The following is a 22,460-nucleotide window of genomic DNA, read 5'->3' on the forward strand; positions in this document are numbered from 1 at the left end:
CAGGGGATTGAAAATCCCCGTGTCGGTGGTTCGATTCCGCCTCCGGGCACCATATTTTAGAAATAGCCCTACTCTCTCGAGTGGGGCTTTTTTTATACGTACACCGACACCCGTGCCGGTGACCTTGCAGGCCGCACCTTGCAGGCCGCGATCTATTCCGCCTCCGGGCACCATATTAGAAATAGCCCTACTCTCTCGAGTGGGGCTTTTTTTATGCTAATCTATGTGCTAATTCTTTCTTCTCATGATTTCTCATCTCATGGAACGAGTGCCGTATCCACATGTCAGCTAGCATCAAACTGTCTACAGACAGACTTCAAGCCGGTCTTTATATCAAACTCCCCTTAAAATGGCGTGAGCACCCTTTTATGCTCAACCGCTTTCAAATCGAGAGTGACGCCCAAGCTAAGCTGATACGCTCTCTACCCACGAGCTTTGTTTATTACTATCCAGATAAAAGTACCGCCGTGCCCTTGCCTGCGCTGGCAGAAAAAAAAGAAAATCCAGATGAAATTGACCCAAACGCGGTCAGCCGAGACAAAGAGGCAATGGAGCGAGAAAAACAACAGCGCATAGAAGAACAGCGTCGCTTTCATGCTCGGATCCAAAAAGTACAGAAACACTATCAGCGTTCAATGGCACAACTACGTGCTATCAATATGAAAGCCTCAAACCGCCCTCAGGCAGCCAACGAGGATGTTCGTATGCTGGTTGATAGCATGATGCTATTTGGCAGTGAATCGAATGTCACCTTGCATCTGATGGATGATCCGACATTGGCGGAAGATATGTATGCGCACTCGCTAAACGTTGCCGTCTTAGCTTTAATGGTGGCACGCAGTCATGGCTATAACAACGATCAGATTCGCTCCCTCATGACAGGCGCGATATTGCATGACATTGGGACCAAAAAAGTCCCCTCTGCGATTGTCCGTAAAAAAGAGCGTTTAACCGACCCTGAAATGAACTACTACCGTCAGCACGTGAACTATGGCGCGGAATTAGTAGCAGACATGGACGAATGCACGCCCGAAGTCGAGGCTATCATTGCTCAACATCATGAATTTGCCGATGGTAGTGGGTTTCCAAAAGGTCTGAATGGTGATGAGATTGAGGAGCCTGCGCAGATTGTTGGCATGGTTAACTTTTTCGATCGCTTATGCCGCCCACAGTTTGGTGCGCCAGCTCGTATGCCCTTTGCGGCTTTGTCTCACTTGTTTAAAGAGAATAAAGCGAAGTTTAACCCGCGTCTGCTAGCGTTATTCGTCAAGATGATGGGCGTCTACCCACCCGGTACAGTGGTTAAACTCTCTAATGAGGAAGTCGGTATTATTATTTCGGTTAACAGCACCGCACTGCTCAAACCAAATGTGATGATTTATGATCCCGACATTCCGTCGGATCAAGCGACCATTATTGACATGCGTGATAGTGAACTAGAGATAGACACGGCCGTGCCTATCTCTAAACTCCCTGAGGAGGTGAAAGCGTACTTAAAACCAAGGACACGTATTTCGTACTTTATGGATGCAGACAGTTAGTGATTCGCGGTCTCTGTCTTGTCCGCTTTTTCCGTCGCACGCTGTAAATCGACCATGAAGTTATCAATCAAGCGTGTGGTACCGAGGTAGGCCGCCACCAAAATAACCGCTTGGCGGCTATTATCAGTGATCGTCCCTAGCGAGTCAGAATCGCGGATGTAGAACTCGTCGGGCTGAAGACCCGCAGCACGCAGCTGATCGTGCGCATCCTCAATCAGATCATCCAGATCACGCCGTCCATTACGCATTTGCGCACTCATCCAACGCATCGTTTTTGCGAGCACAGGGGCACGCTGGCGCTCATCCACGGTTAAATTGTTATTGCGAGAGCTCATGGCTAAGCCATCGCTTTCACGCACGGTTGGCACACCAATAATATCAATCGGCATCGCCATATCTGTAACCATTTTGCGGATGACAGCAAGCTGCTGGAAATCTTTTTCCCCAAAACACGCTACATTAGGCTGCACGAGGTTGAATAACTTAGTCACCACGGTCGCGACACCACGAAAATGGCCCGGACGAGACGCGCCCTCTAGCATGGATGAGAGTTTTGGTACCTCAACCGCTGTATGTGCCTCAAGGCCGTGAGGATAGAGGGTATCCGCGCTTGGCGTAAAGACAAGATCGACGCCTTCTTCACGCAACTTGGTTAAGTCATCATCCAAGGTGCGCGGGTAGTTAGCCAGATCGTCAGCGCGATCAAATTGCATGGGATTAACAAATATACTAACCACCACCACATCTCCCTGCTCTCGGGCTTTGCGGACTAAGGTTAAGTGGCCTTGATGTAAGTTTCCCATGGTGGGCACAAACGCAATACGCTTGGCCGCTTTTTGCCACTGGCCGACGTGATCGCGCAGTGGCGCAACCTCAGAAATTATCTGCATACTCGGTCTCTCTATTTAAACGTGTGGGCGGGACCGGGAAATTCGCCGCTCGCCACTTCTTGCACGTACTTGGCCACCGCTTCGCGGGCATCACCTGTTTCTGCCAAATAGTTTTTCGAGAATTTGGGCATATAGTTAGCCGATACGCCAAGCATATCGTGCATGACCAAAATCTGACCATCGGTGTCACTGCCGGCTCCAATACCGATGACAGGTACCGAGACGGTGTCGGTAATCCGCTTGGCGAGTGACGCTGGTACGCACTCAAGTAGGATGATTTGTGCACCTGCCTGCTCTAGTGCAACGGCGTCGGCCACCATCTGTTCGGCTTTTTCATCGTCACGCCCTTGCACGCGAAAGCCGCCGAAGATATTCACCGATTGCGGTGTCAGGCCCAGGTGCGCGCAAACCGGCACCGCACGTTCAGTCAACATTTTTACGGTTGGTGCTAACCAGGCACCGCCCTCAATTTTGACCATGTTGGCGCCCGCTTTCATCAATTCAGCGGCATTCGTACACGCCTGCTCGGGGGTTGTACAGCTCATAAATGGCATATCGGCCATTAACAAGCTATTCGGGCTGCCTGCACGCACGCAACGCGTATGATAGGCCAAATCGGCAACGGATACGGATAAGGTATCGCTTTTCCCTTGTAGCACCATACCTAAGGAGTCGCCCACCAGCAAAACAGGGACATCCTGTTGCTCGAACAGCTGAGCAAAGCTCGCATCATAGGCGGTAAGGGATGCAAACTTTTGTCCTTGTTGCTTCCATGTGATCAGATCAGTAATTGTGATTTTTTTCATTGTGTCTCCCAAAGCCTGAAACTGGGGCCCACCGATTAAGCGTGATCGCAGATACGGGTTAAACCGTTACGATCCACGCGCGTCAGGCACGCGGCGAGCGTACTGCCATCCGGCAAGCACAAGTCGGGGGCGATGTCGGCAAGTGGATAAAGCACGAACTCACGTACTTTCATGCCGTAATGTGGCACCGTCAGTCGTGGATGCTCGATAACACGGTCACCATAAAGCAAAATGTCGAGATCTAAGGTTCTTGGGCCCCAACGTTCTGCTTTGCGTTCCCTGCCATAATCAAGCTCAATCGCTTGCGTGGCATCCAATAGTGTCAGAGGGTCAAGGTAGGTGTCCAGCGCAGCCACTGCATTGACATAATCAGGCTGATCCGCTGGCCCCATTGGCCGACTGGTATAAAGAGAAGACACGGCCACCCAAGAACTTTGCGGCAGTGTTTTTAGTGCCGCAATCGCCTGTTGTGCTTTTTTTATCGGCTCACCTAGGTTGCTGCCAATCGCTATATACACTCGGTTCATGCGTCTGAGTTCGACTGCGGTTTGCGCCGACGCGGCGGCCCTTTACGACGGCGTGATTTAGGAGAGCGCGTGTTGCTAACCTTATTGATCGCACGCACCATTTTTTGACGCCCACCCTGATCGGCGCGTTGAAAGTCTCGCCACCACGCACACAATGCTTCCGTGTCATCACCTTCTACCGCACCGCGCATTTCTAGCAAATCAAACGCCGCGCGGAATTTTTTCTCTTCCAACGTTTTGAATGCGCGCGCTCCCGTACGACGGGTCATGCGCATTTGTAATTGCCAGACTTCTCGCACCATCGCGGTAAAACGGCGAGGGATGGCAACGGTTTTTACTTGTTCGTCAACAATATCACTCGCCGCTACCATAAAAGCATCGTAGTAACTTAAACCACTTTCAAACGCCATTTCTTCAGCACGTGTCACCAAGGGATACCAAAGCATCGCCGCAAATAAGAAAGCGGGATTGATGCGCTGATCGTTAGCAACGCGTTTATCCGTTGAACGTAACACCTGCTCAAGCATTTGTTCAGTTTGACTGGTTTGCGCTTCAGTAAAGTGGGCCGCGACCGCAGGGAAAAGCTGCTGAAATAAGTTGTACTCACGCAGCATTTGGTAGGTTGCAAGCCCCTGCCCCGCTTGCAGCAGCTTTAAGCTTTCTTCAAACATACGTGCCGCGGGAATGTCTTGTAATAAGGGCGCCAACTCAACCATCGGTGCCGCGGTTGCATCATTAATGGTCATGTCCAGCTTCACCGCAAAACGCACGGCTCGAAGCATACGTACCGGATCTTCTCGATAGCGCGTTTCTGGGTCCCCGATCAGGCGAACAATGCGATTGTTTAGATCGTCCAGTCCACCGGCATAATCACGAATAGAGAAGTCAGCAATGTTGTAATACAGTCCATTAATGGTGAAGTCGCGGCGCTGCGCATCTTCATCAATGGTGCCGTAGACATTATCGCGCAGCAGCATACCGTCTTCAGAACGTGCTGTTTGCTTGTCTTTTTTGTCTGGCTCGCTTTTACCGTGATGACCTCGAAAGGTTGCCACTTCAATCACATCTCGTCCAAACAAAATATGGGCAAGGCGAAAACGGCGGCCAATCAGACGACAATTACGGAATAACTTTCGCACCTCATCCGGTGTGGCATTGGTGGCGATATCAAAGTCTTTGGGTTCGCGATCCAATAGCAGATCGCGCACCCCTCCGCCAACGAGGTACGCTTCATAGCCCGCTTTATGCAGGCGATAGAGCACTTTCAGCGCATTTTCGCTGATACCTTTGCGCGAAATGCCGTGTGCTTTGCGGGGGATAACTTCCAACTTAAGATCCTCAATTGCTCGTGTTTTACCATCACGATTCAGAACCTTACGGCAAAAGCTGGTCACTCGATTAAAGATAGCTCACCTCATATTTGATTGTTCGGGCCATGAAACAGCGGCATATAATATATCAGGGTGGGCCATTTTAGAATGCTGTCGTCACTTCCGTTTGTTTGGGTAAGTGCGTCAACGACCACGTATTGACCGCAAGATTTAGTAATTCAGTAGGCGTTGCCACCTTTTCCTCTGCGACTGCGTGTAAACCAAGAAACCGCATCGCTGCACGTAACGCAGGCAGCGGGGCTTGATTATCAATAGCTGGCGCACGATTTTGTTTCGATAGTTTTTGCCCCTCCGCATTTAATGCCAACGGGAGGTGCAGGTAGTACGGCAGTCGCGCGCCTAACAGACGATATAATCCAATATGGCGTCCCGTTGGAACAATTAAATCCGCCCCTCGGACAATGTCTGTGACCCCTTGGTCAATATCGTCTAACACGACGGCAAGATTATACGCATAGAGCCCATCTCGGCGCTTAATGATAAAGTCTTCGTTAGCCAATTGCTGATCAAGAGGCAACGAACCATGCAGTCGATCGTTAAACGCTAACACTTCAACCGGACTTTTTAGCCTCACCGCAGCGTGTTCAGCCGCTTTGTTTTTATCTCGGCACCAACCTGGATAGACGCCACCTGCCTGTTTAATTTGACGCCGTGTACACGTGCAATAATACGCGCGCCCTGACGCGAGCCAAGCATCAATTTGCGCCTGATAGTCACCTAGATGCTGGCTTTGATAACGAACCGCACCATCCCAATATAGGCCGTACGCCTCAAGCGTGCGCAGAATCTCACTGGCCGCGCCCGGCTTTTCTCGTGGCGGATCGATATCTTCAATCCGTACCAGCCATCGGCCATGATGGGCACGAGCATCTAAATAAGAGCCCAGCGCAGCCACCAATGAGCCAAAGTGTAAAGGTCCTGATGGCGACGGCGCAAAACGACCGATATAAGCAGCGTGCGATGTCATGATAAACGAATGAACTCGGGTCTCAGCGCCATGGGCGGATAATGAATAGCGCAAATTGTACGGGGATCTTGCATGAACACAAGCGTCTACAAACACAAAAAGGGAGCCGAAGCTCCCTTTTGTTTTATGGGGTGATTACTATTTTGTGGGATGATAGCCGCCCGCGATATTTTTGCGCGCGACTCCCTCAGTGATGATTATCCCGCCATTTGCTTTTCTTTCAGCTCAGCGAGTGTTTTACAATCAATACATAGCTCGGCGGTTGGACGCGCTTCTAAGCGACGAACGCCAATCTCGATGCCACATGAGTCGCAAAAGCCAAAATCATCGTCTTCGATACGCTGGAGTGTCTTATCAATTTTCTTGATCAGCTTACGCTCACGATCTCGGTTACGTAACTCTAGGTTAAATTCCTCTTCCTGCGCTGCACGATCGACAGGATCGGGGAAATTTGCCGCCTCATCTTTCATATGATTCATGGTGCGGTCGACTTCTTCCCTGAGCTGATTACGCCATGCATTGAGGATTTTACGGAAATGCTCGAGCTGTGGCTCGCCCATATATTCCTCTCCAGGTTTCTCCTGGTATGGCTCTAATCCAGCTAAGGCCAGGATGCCCAGCGATTTCTTTTCTTTGCTTTCTGGCATTCAGCTTCTCCTAAAAAACCTTGACATGACACGTGTCTGTCAAATGAGGGCGCTATCTATAGCAGAAAGCCTTTAGGGTGGCAATCTTTGATTTACGCCCCGCAACGCCCAATGTGAACATGCTTACACTTTTGTTGTGTGAGCAACAAAAGGTACGGAATTAACCAGATTTAGCTCACTCGCTGACACCTGAGCTTGATAGCAAATGACTTCAACCCCCGAGGCCAGCGCATGATTGAGCAGCTGGTTATAATCCGGGTCGATATGGGGGGCTCCTGTGACTTTTTCAATCCCCGAGTGCAAAACAACAAACAATAAAACCGCGCGGTGTCCTTGTTCGACCATCGCAATAAGCTCACGGAGGTGTTTTTGTCCTCGCGTCGATACAGCATCAGGGAATGCGCCCCAACCATCACCCTCTAATAAAGTGACACTCTTCACTTCTATATAGCAGTCGGATTTGTCATCGTCACGTAACAGCAAATCAATACGGCTATTTTCGCTGCCATAGCGTACTTCTGTCTGTAATTGTGCATAACCGGCTAGTTCAGGAATACGGTCAGCTTGCACCGCTTCAACGGCCAAGGTATTGGCACGCGTGGTGTTCACGCAAATCCAATCTCCCTGCTGAGTATGATTGAGCTCCCAACTGTGTGGATACTTACGCTTCGGATTATTTGACGTCGAGTACCACACAGTATCTCCGGGCGTTGCACACCCGGTCATTGCGCCAGTATTGGCACAATGGATGGTCAGGCGCTCGCCATTGTCTAAGGTCACATCGGTCAAAAACCGTTTATAACGACGTACTAAGGTTGCCGACGCTAGTGGTGGGGAAAACTGCATCTGCCGTTCCTGCTGATGATTAACAAAGGCTGAATTGATGCAGGCATTGGTATAACGCCCGCCCCTCATTGTCTCGCGGTATCGATTCATCCGACGCGGAGGAAGACGAAGCATATAAGCCAAAGCGTTGACAGGCAAATATCTGTGTTGGCAAAGGTGGCAGGTGTAAGGCTTGTTGATGCTTAACGCCACGACGCAAGGTAATATGCGGAGTAAACGCATGACTGTCCGCTTTAGCGTGCCAAACAGGCAAGGTTTGTAAGTGATGGGCTAGATCAAACAATTCCGGCGGGGGTTGGTTGAACGTCACACACGCAATTTTCGGCTGCTCCCATACTTCAACATCTGAGGTAGTGAGAGAAAACGCAGGCAGAGCCAGGTTACTTGCCGCGGTTTGGAGCGCAGGGAGCTTAGTATCAGGGACCTCACCCAAAAACGCCAAGGTGAGATGTAAGTTCTGATCGGGCACCGCGCGCGCCTCACCACAAAGATGATGGTTGTAGCGAACAAGTTGCTCCCGAGCGGCTTGATTGGTTTTCTCGTCCAAACCTAATGCGAAAAATAGTCGCATGGGCTCTCCTTTTACACTCAGTCCGTTAAAATAGCGGCTTTGATTCTGACACAAAGGGCAAATTCTTGTCTCAGCTTCCGATTGATACCGTGATTCCTGACCTTATCGCCGGGCTATCAACGCATCCACAGATCATCGTCTCCGCGCCACCGGGGGCCGGGAAGTCAACACGCTTGCCACTCGCGCTGCTTGAGCAGACAACGCGAGAGGGAAAAATCGTGTTGCTGGAGCCGCGTCGGCTTGCGGCGCGCAATATTGCCCGCTTCCTCGCCCATCATTTGAATGAGCCTATCGGCCAAACGGTCGGGTTAAGAATGCGTGGCGAGACAAAAGTCAGTGCTAACACACGATTAGAAGTCGTGACCGAGGGGGTGATGACCCGCTTACTGCAAACTGACCCCATGCTCGACGGTGTGAACCTGATTTTATTCGACGAGTTTCACGAACGCAGTTTACATGCTGATCTTGCCCTCGCATTAAGCTTAGATTGCCAAGCAGGATTACGTGACGATCTGCGCTTGGTCGTCATGTCCGCCACCTTAGATAATCAAGCCTTATGTCAGTATTTGCCCAACGCACTCACACTCGCCACTGAGGGGCGCAGTTTCCCGATTCATTATCAATATCACCCGCTTTCACGGCACACATCGTGGGCAAGTGCTGTTGCCAGTGCGAGCTTGGATTTTATGGCTCAGCACAGCGGCTCGGCACTGCTTTTTCTTCCCGGTATGAGCGCAATTCGACAGGTTCATGAGGCCATTAAAGGGCGCCTTGCTAATGACATGGATCTCCACTTACTCCACGGCAGCCTTGATATTTCAGCCCAGCAAGCGGCTATTTATCCCGCACCGGCTGGCATGCGCAAGTTAGTACTCACCACCAACATTGCTGAGACCAGCTTAACCATTGAAGGGATCCAGCTGGTGATTGATGCGGGGCTTGAGCGCATGATCATGCATCAAGCGCAAACAGGTCTTGATAAGCTGGTGACAAGACAAGTCACGCGCAGTGCTGCGATCCAACGAGCGGGCCGCGCAGGTCGCCTCGCACATGGACACTGCTTACGGCTTTATAGTGAAGAGCAATTTCAGCGCTTACCAGTTGCACCGACTGCACCTATTTTGCGTGAAGATTTAACCGATCTTGCCCTCAATGTGATCCAGTGGGGCTGCGACGTCAAAGATTTACATTGGCTTGACGTACCGCCCACCAAACATTGGCAAGCCGCCTGTCTAAGACTGACACAATTAGGGCTGATTGATGCACGCCACGGATTAACCACCTTGGGGCAACGCGCAAGCCACTTGGCAGCCAGCCCTCGTACTGCCGCCATGTTGGCACGCGTTGAAAAAGCCGATACCTCGACGCTATCCACCGCGTGCTGGCTGGCGGCGTGGGCCGAAAAACCCATGACCTCGCGGGCCTCACTGGCACTTATCGACCAATTGCGCGTAGCGATGTCCTACAAAGACTATCAGCACCGCGCACAGTCACTAGCCCGTAGTGTTGGCATTGCCTTGCAACCTCAGTTCGATGATACCCTGCTGCCGCTACTGGCCGCTAACATTTGGCCAGATAGAATCGCACTGGCACGCGGAAAATCGGGCCGCTTTATGATGGCCAATGGCCACGGCGTCATCTTGGACAGCCAAGACCCACTCAGCCGCGCCGACGCCATCGTCATCTGTGATGTAATGGCCGGTGATCAGGGGGACAGTCGGGCCTATAGTGCGATTGCTATCTCACTGACTGCGCTTCAAGATGCGCGTCCCGATTTATTTAGCCATCGCGATGTGGTCGCATGGGATGATAAACGTGGCACGCTGAAAGCAGAAAAGCAGCAATGTTTGGGCGAATTAGTCCTCGCTTGCGAACCGCTCGACACGCTGAGTGCCGAGCAGCAAACGCAAGGGCTATTGGATGCCGTTCGCCAAAAAGGCATTGATGCATTGAATTGGCAAAGCGCCAGCCAGTCCTTGCTGACGCGTGCACGCTGCGCCCAAGCATGGGGATTGGATATTGCGCTGCCGTCACTCAGCGATGCAGACTTACTCGCTTCGCTCGATACCTGGCTGGCCCCTTTTATTCATGACATGTCACGCTGGCAAGCGCTCCAGCAATTGGATCTCAAACCCGTGTTGGAAGCCTGGTTCGGCTTTGCGGTGACCAAGCAATTAAATGCGGCACTGCCCACACATATAACAGTGCCAACCGGGTCGCGTTATCCACTGCGTTATACCCCGGACAGTGCACCGGTACTGGCCGTGAAAATGCAAGAAATGTATGGACAGGCACAAACTCCAATGCTCGCCAACGGCCACGTTGCCGTGCAAGTTGAGCTGCTCTCACCCGCCGGACGTCCATTACAAATTACCCAAGATCTCGCCGGCTTTTGGCAAGGGAGTTATAAAGAGGTGCAAAAGGAAATGAAAGGGCGCTACCCTAAGCACCTTTGGCCAGATGATCCGGCTAACCATGCGCCAACTCGTCAAACCAAACGCCGTTTTAACCAGAGTTAATCGATTGTATGGCCGATAAAAAAACACGTTCACACGCGAGCAATAAAAAACGTTCATCACCGAAGCGTCAGCCGAACAAAGCCGCCGCTAAACCGAGCTGGAGCAAACGCTTGTTAAGCTTCGGATTGAAGTGCAGCCTGGTGGGGATCGCTGCCGTTGTCATGCTCGGTATTTATCTGGATGGTAAGATACAAGACCGTTTTAGTAGCGGCCAAATTTGGCAGCTTCCGGGCGTGGTATATGGCCGAGTGATTAACCTCTCACCAGGTAGCGATGTATCACTCCTTCAACTGCGTCAGCAATTGGATGCACTGAATTACCAAAAAGTACGCACGCCGAAGCGCCCTGGTGAGTATTCGGCCTCACAAACACGGCTTGAAATCATTCGTCGTCCGTTTGATTTTGAAGATGGCCCGGCGCCCGCACGACATGCGATGCTGAGCTTTGGCGATAATCAAGTCAACCAGATTACTGACGTTAACGCTAACCAATCGCTAGGGCTTTTACGCATCGAGCCGAAATTACTGGGCATGATGGAGTCTGGCATCAATGAGCAACGCCTATTTTTACCCCGAGAGCGTTTCCCAGAGTTTTTAGTCGAGGCGTTACTCACCACAGAAGATCGAGATTTTTATCACCATGAAGGCGTTTCACCCACGGGGATCTTACGCGCACTCGTGGCTAACATTCGCGCCGGTCGTACCGTACAAGGCGGCTCTACCTTAACGCAACAGCTGGCTAAAAACCTCTTTCTCACCCGCGATCGCACCTTGTGGCGAAAAGCGCAAGAAGCCTACATGGCATTGATCCTCGATTTTCGCTACAGCAAGGATAAACTGTTAGAAGCCTACTTTAACGAAGTCTATCTGGGACAAAATCGCGGCGAACCCGTACATGGTTTTCCGTTAGGCGCGCGACTCTATTTTGGACGTCCAATTAGCGAGTTACGGGTAGACCAACTGGCGCTGCTCGTGGGGATGGTAAAAGGGCCTTCCTACTACAACCCGTTCCGCCACCCTGAACGCGCGAAAAGTCGTCGCGATCTGGTGCTACGACTGATGCTAGAGCAAAATCGACTGTCAAGCGCCGATTACCAAGCGGCAGCCAGCCGTCCGCTTGATATTCAAAAAACGCCTACCCTATCGCGTCCTCAACCGGCTTACTTTGATCAACTCAAAGAAGAAATCCGTCATAAAGTCGGTGATAAATATGCCGCTGGCGCTGGGTTACGTATTTTCACCACCCTTGATCCTGTGTCACAGCAAGCGATTGAGCGTGCGGTGACCGAGAAGGTGAAGGCGCTTAAACATCGCGCAGGAAATCAACTAGAAGCCGCCGCCGTGATCGCAGACAGACGAAGTGGCGAGGTCCGTGCCATGGTGGGTGGCGCTCGCCCGGGCTTTGCAGGCTTTAACCGTGCCTTAAATGCGAAACGCGCTATCGGTTCACTCGCCAAACCTGCGGTTTATTTGACTGCATTAAATCAGCCTGAACGCTTTCAGCTCACCAGTAATATTGACGATAAGCCCATTCGTTTAGAAGGCAGTCAAGGGAGCAGTTGGCAACCTCGCAACTATGATCGCCAATACCGCGGCACCGTGTCGTTACTGACCGCCTTGGCAAAATCCTATAACGTGCCAACGGTCAACCTCGGCATGCAACTGGGGTTAGAAAGTGTGGTTAACACCTTTGGTCAATTGGGGGCAAAAACTGACACCATTCCACGCGTTCCCTCTCTGCTTCTGGGGGCATTTAGCATGAGTCCATTTGAGGTCACTCAAGTCTACCAAACACTGGGCAATGCAGGGCAAAGGGCCCCATTAACGGCTCTGAGGGCCGTTACTACCAAAGAAGGTCAAGGTTTGTATCAAAACTGGCCCAAAGCGGAACGTGTTGTGCCTGAGCAAGCCGGTTGGCTGACCTTGTATGCGATGAAGCAGGTGGTGAAACAGGGAACTGGGCGTTTCTTACAGCAACGTCATCGCCATGCAGCACTCGCAGGCAAAACGGGGACAACAGATGATAACCGTGATAGCTGGTTCGTCGGTATCGACGACAAAGAAGTTACCACGGTGTGGTTGGGCCGCGATGATAATCAATCGACAGGGCTCACCGGGGCCTCTGGTGCTTTACGTGTTTATGATGATTATTTAAACCGTCGAGGCGCGACACCCTTGGCACTCCCTTGGCCTGCCGACATCACCACCGTGGCGGTCAGCCAACAAGGTAGCCAATACGCGCTAAATTGTCGCGGTGAGACGTCGCTCCCCGTATGGGACATAAATGGCCAGTTTGCCAAGCGATGTCGCCAGCCGGATCCCGTCGGTTGGCTTAAAGGTTTATTTAATTGACACCTTGTCCACTCGATACGCGTTTGTATACCAAACAGCGAGCAAAAAAACGCCCCAGCCATACTGACTGGGGCGGTGTGGTATTTAGCTACGCAAGCCGGTGCCTTTAGAAATCAAGCGCCAAGCCAGCGCGTATAAGCCGATAATAAACAGTAACAGCACCCCAAATGATGTCATGATCCCCACATCGGATACCCCTAAAAAGCCATAGCGAAACGCGTTAACCATATACACGATAGGGTTCAGCTTAGACACCCCTTGCCAAAACTCAGGCAACAGCGACAGCGAATAAAACACGCCACCGAGATACGTTAGCGGGGTCAGTATAAAGGTCGGGATCAGGCTGATATCGTCAAACGTTTTGGCAAAAATGGCGTTAATCAGGCCACCTAACGCAAACACGGCAGAGGTCAGCGTCACCGTGGTGACCACGATAAATGGATGCGCGATTTGCAAATCCACGAAGAACAAGGACGTCATCGTCACTAAAGCCCCCACCGCTAAGCCACGGCACATGCCTCCGCCAATATAACCGGCAATAATCACATAGTTAGGGATAGGCGCGACTAACAGCTCCTCGATATTATGCTGAAACTTGGCACTAAAAAAAGAAGACGCCACATTGGAGTAGGAGTTAGTGATCACTGACATCATGATTAAGCCAGGAACGATATACTCCATGTAACTGAAGCCTTCCATCTGGCCGATACGCGACCCAATCAAATTACCGAAAATGACAAAGTACAAGCTCATGGTAATCGCGGGCGGGACCAAGGTTTGCACCCAGATCCGAGTAAAACGCGCCACTTCTTTGTGAATGAGGGTACGAAATGCAATCCAATACAAGGCATTCATGCGTGCTCCTCCCCATTTTTCTGAATTAAGGTGACAAACAACTCTTCTAAACGGTTGGCCTTATTACGCATGGATAATACTTGCACTCCCTGTTGTGACAACTGCTCAAAGACCGGGGTTAATCCCATTGACTTGCTGACTTCCACCTCCAAGGTATTGGTGTCAGTGGTCTGCCAGTTCACGCCCTCAAGCGCATTGAGCTGATGCCCAGGTTGGAGGTCGAGAATAAAGGTCTCAGCATCTAACTTCGATAACAACGCCTTCATCGAGGTATCTTCGACCAGCTGCCCCCGATTGATAATGCCAATATTACGGCACAGGGTTTCGGCTTCTTCCAGATAATGGGTGGTGAGAATAATGGTGATCCCTTGACGATTAATCTGGCTTAAAAAGTCCCACATAGAACGGCGCAGCTCAATATCGACGCCTGCGGTTGGCTCGTCCAGAATCAGCAAACGCGGCTCGTGCATCAAGGCACGGGCTATCATCAACCGCCGTTTCATTCCACCCGATAAATTACGCGCGGGCTCATGGCGCTTGTCCCACAAATCCAGTTGTGAGAGATATTTCTTCGCACGCTCTTTGGCTTGCGCTCGCGGCACCCCATAGTAGCCAGCTTGGTTCACCACAATCTGCTGCACTTTCTCAAACTGATTAAAGTTGAACTCTTGTGGCACCAGACCAATTTGCTTTTTCGCCTCCACCTTTTGGGTGTCTAAGTCATAGCCAAAAATACTGACCTGCCCTTGGGTTTTATTGACCAGCGAACTCAGTATGCCAATAGTCGTGGATTTCCCCGCGCCATTTGGCCCGAGTAGCGCATAAAAATCGCCCTCCTCGACCGAGAGCGATACGCCTTTCAATGCCTTCACATTGGACCCGTACGTTTTGACGAGATCCTTGATTTCAATTGCTTTCATAAGCTCCCGTTAAGATAAAATCAGCATCATGCTGTCTGACGCATCAATGTTGCTATGGTAACCGGTATTGGTCTGAGAAACACCGCCACAAAAAAAGGGTTAATCGCACCGAGGGCGGCGATTAACCACGATCCATGCTATCGCGACTTTGCCTTTTGGAAATAAATGCGCGTTGAGAATAAATACGCTTTGGCAGTCGATACGCTTACGCAGGCATGACTTCGACTAATCGATTGGCCGCTTCGAGTGCAGGCTTACGCGAAGCGAAGATGTGCGCGTCACGCACCCAATCGCCAATATGCAGGCGCTGAAGTTGCTCTCGCGTTTCATCATGCGGGCAAAGTAAAAATACCGTGCAATTCGCTTCACGCGCATCTTTGATTGCGTTTTCCAATGCCAGCCCTACCGTCATGTCCAGCATAGGCACATCACTTAAGTCGAGGATCATCACCCGAAACTCACGGATATGAGCGTGCTGACGGGCAATGGCCTTTGAGACACTGAAAATCATCGGGCCAGACAAGTAGAAAAAGAGTACGTGGCCATTACTGGCATCTAAAAGCGAACGCTCTTCATCATTTAACGGCACCTCATCGTCTTCCGCATCACTGATGGCCCGTACCTGTTTTGCCTGCTCGCGACTTAATCGCTCGATCACCAGTAAGTTAGCAATAAAGACACCCAGGCCCACCGCGACAATCAGATCAACAAATACAGTCAACGCCATCACACCGTACATGATACCGGTTTGCTGCAAGCTGATTTTGTGCGCGCGATGTAGAAAGCTCCAATCGAGAATATTAAAACCGACATAAAGCGCAATACCGGCTAGCACAGCCATTGGGATCGGCGCCGTTAATGCCCCCGCCACTAACACGACTGCGGCTAAAATAGCGGCACGGAATATCCCCGATAACGGTGAACGCGCCCCGACTTGCACATTGACCACAGTGCCCATGGTAGCACCGGCCCCCGGCAGTGCGCCAAACAGGCCTGCAATCATATTGGCGACGCCCTGGCCGCGCAATTCACGGTCGGAATTATGTTCTTGGCGAGTCAGCGAGTCGGCAATCACTGCGGTCAGTAAGGTGTCTATGCATCCTAACGTCCCCAGCACCAAAGCATCAATGACCATGGTGGTAAAATGCTCTGCGGTGATATGAGGCACTACTAGCGAGGGTAAACCGGTCGGGATCTCACCAATACGGCGGATGCTCTCGGCATCAAAAAGCAGTACCGACACCAAGGTAATACTGACTAAGGCGACAAGCTGAGCTGGGATAAAACGACGATATTTGGCCGGAAAGTAAAACAAAATACCCAAGGTGAGCGCACCAAGAAAAACTTCTTTAATATCGGCATTGATCACTAAATCCGGTATCGCTGTCAGGGTGCCTAAGACGCCGCCGGACGGTGCCGCTTGCCCTAATAATGGCGCGAGTTGGAGCAAAATCAAGATCACGCCAATCCCCGACATAAAACCGGACACCACGCTATACGGCATCAAGGTTACGTATTTGCCCAGCCGCAAACTGCCAATCAGCACTTGAAACGCGCCCGCCATCATCACCACAGTAAAGCCCATGGCAAGGCCACCTTCGGGATAACGCGACATCATGGCGGTGAGTACCGCGGTCATAATGACTGTCATCGGCCCCGTGGGCTCTGATATCAGCGTCGAAGAGCCACCAAATAGCGACGCGAACAGCCCCACCAAAATCGCTCCCCATAACCCGGCCTCAGCGCCAGCACCGGAGGCAACACCAAAGGCGAGCGCCAGTGGTAATGAGATAATCGCGGTGGTCACCCCGCCGAATAAATCCCCCTTTAATGACAACTGCGCAAATCGTCCTTTATCAAACACGCACTACCTCGACTGCCGTTAAGATTATGATAGAGCGAACAGTATACGAATTTTCTCGTATTAACCTATCCGAGCAGTGGTTGAAAGCGTCACAGCGTGATCCGCTGGACGCGACCGATGTAAAAAAATGTGAATATTGATCTCAGTATATTTCACACCTCAAGAGTGCGGTATAGTGACGATTGATAACTTTGCCAACAGACTGAGTGAGCATGGCCCAGATAAAAGCGTTATTTGCCAACAATAAAGCCTGGTCAAAAGACATTCGTGATACGGATCCCCAGTTTTTTGCCGACCTAGCGAAAGAGCAGCATCCGGAATATTTGTGGATTGGTTGTGCCGATAGCCGTGTGCCTGCTGAGCGACTAACAGGATTAGACTCTGGCGAGCTGTTTGTGCATCGCAATGTCGCCAACCAAGTGATCCACACGGATTTAAACTGCTTGTCGGTAGTGCAATATGCCGTTGATGTGCTGCAAATCAAGCATATTATTGTCTGTGGTCATTACGGATGTGGCGGGGTGCATGCCGCGATTGAAAATCCCGAGCTGGGTCTTATCAATAATTGGCTATTACATATTCGCGACCTTTACCTTAAGCATAAAAGCTATCTGAGCCAATTGCCGCCCCAAGCGCGTGGTAATCGTTTATGTGAAATCAATGTCGCTGAGCAGGTTTATCATTTAGGCAACTCCACCATTTTACGCGCCGCCTGGGAACGAGGCCAAGATGTCAATATCCATGGCTGGTTTTACGACACTACTGACGGGATCTTACGCGATCTCGGTATGACAGCGAACAGCCGTGAATCGTTAGAGATACACTATCAAGCGGCGATGAGCCATTTGGTCCCCGGCGCCGCCACACATCCTCTCTATGAAAATTGACACAATGCTGACGCTATAATGCTTGTGCGCGGTGGTGAATCGTCGTACAACACGACCATGACTCCGATCACGTCTTCATCCCACGCTACGCATCGCTCTCTGCTCCTCTTGTGGCTGATGGCGAGCCTGATGCTGTTTGCGGTGATCGCTAATGCCGTGGCGAAATCTCATGTTTCACCGTGGCAGCCAAATCAGCAAATTCATGCGCTGCAACACACACCGGCCCTACTGTCGACCGCAAGAGCCAGCGTTGCACTGCCAGCCCCTTTATTGGATGAGGATCCCCAACCGCCACATTTAGCCACCCTTTTTCCTCCCACGCACGTTAGCCTTGCTTGGCACCTCATCGCCTTTTTGTGCGTGCTTGGGGTGTATCTCTCCCGCCAATATCTTGCATTTTCGTTCCCCCGCCTCGGAGGCTGGCGAGAACACAATCTGCAATATCGCTTTATTCATTCGCGTTAATCGTTCGCTTTCCTGAAGGCCTGTGCGCCTTAATCCCCCAGTAGCGACATCGAGTTCACACTCGATGTGAGGTTTGCTGTGCACGATGCACAGCCAAGGAGAAAAAATGAATAAAGCAACTCCCGTTAATCGGTATGCGTTGTGGCACTATGCTGTATTGGTGCTGATGCTAATCGTACTCTCCATGCAGGCATTACCGAGCTTTTTTGGCGATCATCCTGTAGTGAGCGTGTCTCATCACTCTCACCACGCGCTGCAAGGCTGGCTAAACGCCCATCCAGAGGCCGTCAGTGAGGTACGTTATGACTCGCAAGGGAATGTCACCTTAATCACGCCCGATATTAGCCAGCAACAGAACGTACAACAGCAATTAAAAGGCGCCCTAGGTGCCGATGCGGAGATCACTCTCGATTATTTATCCGCAGCGCCCGCGTGGCTATCACGCCTAGGCGCCGAGCCGGTTAAGCTAGGGCTAGATCTGCGCGGTGGCGTCCAATTATTACTGTGGGTCGACACCGACCAAGCACTGACCCATCAAGCAGACGCCTTGCTCCAAAGCCTCAATCTTTGGTTAGACAGTCAGCGCTTGCCGCCGACCGCGAGCCTCAACCAGCAGGATAAAACCACGGTGCAATTGCCGATGTTAAATGCCGCTGATCGTACCAAAGTGAGCGGTTGGTTTACTGAGCATTATCCGCAATGGCGCTTTAGCAGTGCCACCCATCGCTGGCAAATGACAGATACCGAGCGTGAGGCCATGCGTCATCAAGCCGTACGTCAGAATATCGATATTCTGCGCAAGCGTATCGACGCGTTAGGCGTGGCCGAAGCCAGTGTGCAGCGTCAAGGCAAAGACTATATTCGTATCGAACTACCTGGCGTGCATGATCCTAAGCAAGCCAAAAGCGTGATTGGTGCCACCGCCTCACTCGCATTCTATGCCCTCGATCCTACCAGCCCTAAACCACTATACGATGCGCAGCACAATGCCGTCCCGCTCGCGCGCCACGCCATTTTAGGCGGTGAACATATTATTGATGCGCGCACCAGTGTCGATGAGATGCGGCGTCCTCAAGTCGACATTCGCCTGGATAAACAAGGTGGCGAGACCATGCTTGCGTTTACTCGTCGGCACTTGGGCGATCCAATGGCGACCATTTATCGCGAGTACCAAACCAATGCGCAGGGCGATCTGGTGGCTCACGAGCGCGTGATCAACGTAGCGACCATCCAAAGTGCGCTCAGTGATCGCTTTCGGATCACGGGGCTATCGAGCCCAGAAGAAGCGCGTAACCTCTCGATGCTATTGCGTGCCGGCGCATTAACCGCCCCCATTAAAATCGTCGAAGAGCGCGCGATTGGTCCCACCTTAGGTGCTGAGAATATTAAAGCAGGCTTTTCCGCACTGGCTGTCGGCATGATCGGCATGGCTATCTTTATGGTGCTTTGGTATCGCCGTTTTGGCTGGGTGGCGATTGTGTCGCTTACTGCCAACCTCATGATGCAAGTCGGTCTTCTCGCGCTACTGCCCGGTGCTGTGCTGACGTTGCCAGGCATCGCGGGCCTTGTACTCACGGTAGGCATGGCGGTCGATACCAATGTGCTTATCTTTGAGCGTATTCGCGATCGCTTGCGAGCGGGCGCAAGCCTAGCCAATGCCATTGATACCGGCTATCGCGCGGCGTTTAGCACAATTTTTGACGCCAATATCACCACCTTGATTTCTGCGGCCTGTTTGTACGCCGTCGGCTCTGGCCCCTTACAAGGGTTTGCCACCACTCTGATTCTGGGGCTGTGCGCCAGCATGATAACCGGCATTATTGGCACCCGAGCCATCATCAATCCGATTTGGGGGCGTGATCGCCGCCGCGCGGTGACCATTTAAGGAATGAATACCATGAACTTAACCCAAGCCCGCTATACCAGCTTCGCTCTCTCCGCGCTGCTAATGACCATGAGCATCTGGGCGATTACTTATTATGGCCTGAACCTAGGCATCGACTTTACCGGCGGTATCGTGATTGACTTCGCGCTACCAAGCTTGGCTGGCAGTGATAAGCTGATCCCAGCCCTGCACAGTCAGTTTGGCGATCTGGCCACGCTCAAGGCAAGTACCACGCAGGGACAGTGGCAGTTAGTGTTGCCCCACACCTCTCAATGGCAAGATCCTCAGCAGGTGATGGTACAAATCAGTACTGCGTTATCGATGCCAGTGAGTTTGATTCAAGCTGACGTAGTCGGCCCTCAGGTCGGTCAGGTCCTGTTTGAACAAGGTGGCTTAGCCCTGCTAGTTGCCTCGTTGGCGATCATGCTTTATTTGGCGATTCGCTTTGAGTGGCGACTCGCCCTAGCAGCCATAGGCGCGCTGGTACACGATGTCACCCTCACCTTGGGGCTACTCGCCATTCTCGCCGTGCCCATGGATCTCAATGTGATTGCCGGGTTGCTAGCTGTAATCGGTTACTCGCTCAATGACTCGATTGTGATCGGTGACCGGCTGCGCGATGTCCTAAGGGCCAAACCGAACCAATGTGTTTATATCAGCACCAATATTGCGGTCTGCGAGACCTTCTCGCGTACCTTGATCACTGCCGGGACGACGCTGTTTACCATCGGATGCTTGTTGATACTGGGTGGCGATGCGCTATATGGCTTTGCCCTAACGCTGTTTGTGGGGGTGCTCACTGGAACTTGGTCATCGGTCGCCGTCGCATCTTGCCTACAAGAAATACTGGGGCTATCGGCTTCGCATTATCAGCGTGCGCCAGAGCATGAGGGGACGTGCTAACCCACCGAACCCGCTATGTTTCCTACAAAAGTCGCTACAAAAAGTGCCTACAAAAAAACCGAGCAAGCGCTCGGTTTTTTCATTTATCGTAATAACCACCGGCCACTCTGTGATGACAGGCGTTACGCGTCGCTGCGGAGATTAATCCAATGGGATCACTTTACCGATATACGGCAAATGGCGATATTTCTGAGCGTAATCAATCCCAACCCCGACAACAAATTCATCCGGGATGGTAAAGCCAAGCCAATCGACTGTCACATTCACTTCGCGGCGCTCGGGTTTATCGAGCAGGGTACAAATACGTACCGAGTTTGGCTCACGCAGCGATAAGATTTCGCAGACTTTACTGAGCGTGTTGCCAGTATCAATGATGTCTTCAACCAAAAGAATGTCTTTTCCTTTGATGTCATCATCCAAATCTTTAAGAATGCGCACGTCACGCGTGCTTTCCATGCTATTGCCATAGCTTGATGCGGTCATAAAGTCGACCGAATGTGGCAAGTCAATCGCGCGACATAAATCAGCCATAAAGACGAACGAGCCACGCAGCAACCCGACCAAAACAAGGTCGTTTGAGTCTTTATAATGCTCATTGATCTCGGCGCCCAGGGCTTTTACTCGCGCCTGTACGTCCTGTTCTGAAATCATCACTTCAACGGTGTGTTTCATATCTGCCCCGATGGTTTGTCCCCACGATCGCGGGGGTCACTAACAAAGGTGGCATAGTCTAGCACTAAATCGATTGCGGATCCCAGTCACGCCGGTTGTCAGCCATTTGCACCCGCACACTAGTTAACTATCACACTGATTGATAAGAAAAAATAATCCATGCCTGTCTTTTTAATAATGAATGACTTTTTTTGCAGACAAAATTACCGTTTTACGGCCCAGATCAGCTTTACGCCCGTTGTCAGACGATAAATAGCTGGTATAAACTCAATATCGCTAATAAGAAAATTGTTAGCACAAACAATAATTAATTTGTACAAACCAAAAATAAGTTGGCAGGTTTTAGGATGGCTCAATCAAATGAAAGAACAAGGACGCGACTGTCGCCGGAAAGACGTAAAGAGCAGTTATTAACTTGTGGTTTAGATGTTTTTGCGAAACGCGGTATTGGCCGCGCTGGGCACGCGGATATCGCAGACATGGCGGACGTTTCCGTCGCGACCGTCTTTAACTACTTTCCCACGCGCGAAGACCTTGTGGAAGAAATCCTTGCACAAACCGAAAAGCACTTTATTGCGTTGATTAATGAGTGTACCGAGCAAGATCAATCGATGCGCGGCGCATTAAACTGTATCACATCACAGATAATTGATACCGCACTCGCCGATAAAGCGTGGATGAAAGTCTGGTTTGAGTGGAGTACGTCGATTCGCGAGGATATTTGGCCACGTTTTGTCAAAGGCAGTCGAGATGCGGTTGATCAGTTCGAGAACGTATTTAAACGTGGCATCGAAAAAGGCGAAATGACAGATCGTCATCAACCCAGAGAGCTCGCCAGCATGCTAGCAGGGGTCTGCTATGTGCTATTTTTACAAGCCCACCAACAGCCCGATAAAGCGGCGCTTAACGCCATGGCCCAGCATTACATTGATGTATTATGCCAGCATGGCTAA

20 protein-coding genes are annotated in these 22,460 nt (G+C 51.2%); 8 read left to right on the forward strand and 12 right to left on the reverse strand.

Annotated elements, in window-relative coordinates; all coding sequences use genetic code 11:
• Positions 1-281 precede the first annotated feature (281 nt).
• Positions 282-1,541 carry an HD-GYP domain-containing protein gene (locus HLG76_RS10320; protein ID WP_077669140.1) on the forward strand — a complete coding sequence of 420 codons (1,260 nt, stop codon included), beginning with the start codon at positions 282-284 and terminating at the stop codon, positions 1,539-1,541.
• Here HLG76_RS10320 and panC read toward each other — a convergent pair.
• The 8 genes from panC to thpR all read right to left on the reverse strand — a co-directional run bounded on the left by panC (position 1,538) and on the right by thpR (position 8,186).
• Positions 1,538-2,431, reverse strand: coding sequence for a pantoate--beta-alanine ligase (gene panC / locus HLG76_RS10325; RefSeq protein ID WP_077773689.1), 894 nt, complete (start codon positions 2,429-2,431; stop codon positions 1,538-1,540). The two genes, HLG76_RS10320 and panC, sit on opposite strands and share 4 nt — an antisense overlap.
• An 11-nt stretch (positions 2,432-2,442) precedes the next feature.
• A complete protein-coding gene (gene panB / locus HLG76_RS10330) occupies positions 2,443-3,237 on the reverse strand; it encodes a 3-methyl-2-oxobutanoate hydroxymethyltransferase (RefSeq protein ID WP_021024199.1) in 795 nt (264 codons plus the stop codon).
• 35 nt (positions 3,238-3,272) lie between these two features.
• On the reverse strand, positions 3,273-3,764 hold the full coding sequence (gene folK, locus HLG76_RS10335) for a 2-amino-4-hydroxy-6-hydroxymethyldihydropteridine diphosphokinase (RefSeq protein ID WP_077459828.1): 492 nt from the start codon (positions 3,762-3,764) through the stop codon (positions 3,273-3,275).
• Positions 3,761-5,158, reverse strand: coding sequence for a polynucleotide adenylyltransferase PcnB (gene pcnB / locus HLG76_RS10340; RefSeq protein WP_077576185.1), 1,398 nt, complete (start codon positions 5,156-5,158; stop codon positions 3,761-3,763). Before pcnB ends, folK begins: the two co-directional genes overlap by 4 nt.
• Positions 5,159-5,237: 79 nt before the next feature.
• Positions 5,238-6,122: a tRNA glutamyl-Q(34) synthetase GluQRS gene (gluQRS, locus tag HLG76_RS10345; RefSeq protein ID WP_077678574.1), complete on the reverse strand. Its 885-nt coding sequence runs from the start codon at positions 6,120-6,122 to the stop codon at positions 5,238-5,240.
• Positions 6,123-6,319: 197 nt separating this feature from the next.
• Entirely contained in the window at positions 6,320-6,769 is a 450-nt protein-coding gene (dksA, locus tag HLG76_RS10350) for an RNA polymerase-binding protein DksA (RefSeq protein WP_021024195.1), read from the reverse strand.
• A 123-nt stretch (positions 6,770-6,892) separates the two neighbouring features.
• Positions 6,893-7,615, reverse strand: a complete 723-nt coding sequence (gene sfsA, locus HLG76_RS10355) for a DNA/RNA nuclease SfsA (RefSeq protein ID WP_077678573.1) — start codon at positions 7,613-7,615, stop codon at positions 6,893-6,895.
• A 19-nt stretch (positions 7,616-7,634) separates the two neighbouring features.
• On the reverse strand, positions 7,635-8,186 hold the full coding sequence (gene thpR / locus HLG76_RS10360; RefSeq protein ID WP_077678572.1) for an RNA 2',3'-cyclic phosphodiesterase: 552 nt from the start codon (positions 8,184-8,186) through the stop codon (positions 7,635-7,637).
• 65 nt (positions 8,187-8,251) lie between these two features.
• Between thpR and hrpB the strand changes: the two genes are divergently transcribed.
• Positions 8,252-10,705, forward strand: coding sequence for an ATP-dependent helicase HrpB (gene hrpB / locus HLG76_RS10365; RefSeq protein ID WP_077678571.1), 2,454 nt, complete (start codon positions 8,252-8,254; stop codon positions 10,703-10,705).
• Positions 10,706-10,713: 8 nt separating this feature from the next.
• Complete coding sequence (gene mrcB / locus HLG76_RS10370) at positions 10,714-13,056, forward strand: penicillin-binding protein 1B (protein WP_077676619.1); 2,343 nt, start codon at positions 10,714-10,716, stop codon at positions 13,054-13,056.
• A gap of 84 nt (positions 13,057-13,140) precedes the next feature.
• On the opposite strand, the gene HLG76_RS10375 is transcribed toward mrcB, so the two are convergent.
• From HLG76_RS10375 to HLG76_RS10385, 3 genes are all read right to left on the reverse strand, one after another.
• Positions 13,141-13,911: an ABC transporter permease gene (locus HLG76_RS10375; protein ID WP_021024190.1), complete on the reverse strand. Its 771-nt coding sequence runs from the start codon at positions 13,909-13,911 to the stop codon at positions 13,141-13,143.
• Entirely contained in the window at positions 13,908-14,831 is a 924-nt protein-coding gene (locus HLG76_RS10380) for an ABC transporter ATP-binding protein (protein WP_021024189.1), read from the reverse strand. Before HLG76_RS10380 ends, HLG76_RS10375 begins: the two co-directional genes overlap by 4 nt.
• A 205-nt stretch (positions 14,832-15,036) precedes the next feature.
• Positions 15,037-16,695, reverse strand: a complete 1,659-nt coding sequence (locus HLG76_RS10385) for a SulP family inorganic anion transporter (RefSeq protein WP_175993610.1) — start codon at positions 16,693-16,695, stop codon at positions 15,037-15,039.
• 212 nt (positions 16,696-16,907) lie between these two features.
• Between HLG76_RS10385 and can the strand changes: the two genes are divergently transcribed.
• The 4 genes from can to secF all read left to right on the forward strand — a co-directional run bounded on the left by can (position 16,908) and on the right by secF (position 20,835).
• Positions 16,908-17,582, forward strand: a complete 675-nt coding sequence (gene can / locus HLG76_RS10390; RefSeq protein ID WP_077459835.1) for a carbonate dehydratase — start codon at positions 16,908-16,910, stop codon at positions 17,580-17,582.
• Between the two features lie 57 nt (positions 17,583-17,639).
• Positions 17,640-18,047, forward strand: coding sequence for a hypothetical protein (locus HLG76_RS10395; RefSeq protein WP_175993611.1), 408 nt, complete (start codon positions 17,640-17,642; stop codon positions 18,045-18,047).
• A gap of 106 nt (positions 18,048-18,153) precedes the next feature.
• Entirely contained in the window at positions 18,154-19,932 is a 1,779-nt protein-coding gene (secD, locus tag HLG76_RS10400) for a protein translocase subunit SecD (protein ID WP_175993612.1), read from the forward strand.
• A gap of 12 nt (positions 19,933-19,944) precedes the next feature.
• A complete protein-coding gene (gene secF / locus HLG76_RS10405; protein ID WP_175993613.1) occupies positions 19,945-20,835 on the forward strand; it encodes a protein translocase subunit SecF in 891 nt (296 codons plus the stop codon).
• 141 nt (positions 20,836-20,976) lie between these two features.
• Here the strand turns inward: secF and hpt are convergent, their stop codons facing one another.
• Positions 20,977-21,507, reverse strand: coding sequence for a hypoxanthine phosphoribosyltransferase (gene hpt / locus HLG76_RS10410; RefSeq protein WP_021024183.1), 531 nt, complete (start codon positions 21,505-21,507; stop codon positions 20,977-20,979).
• Positions 21,508-21,854: 347 nt separating this feature from the next.
• Between hpt and HLG76_RS10415 the strand changes: the two genes are divergently transcribed.
• Positions 21,855-22,460 carry a TetR/AcrR family transcriptional regulator gene (locus HLG76_RS10415; RefSeq protein WP_077459838.1) on the forward strand — a complete coding sequence of 202 codons (606 nt, stop codon included), beginning with the start codon at positions 21,855-21,857 and terminating at the stop codon, positions 22,458-22,460.

The sequence above is a fragment of the Salinivibrio sp. EAGSL genome (assembly GCF_013366455.1).
Classification (GTDB): domain Bacteria; phylum Pseudomonadota; class Gammaproteobacteria; order Enterobacterales; family Vibrionaceae; genus Salinivibrio; species Salinivibrio costicola.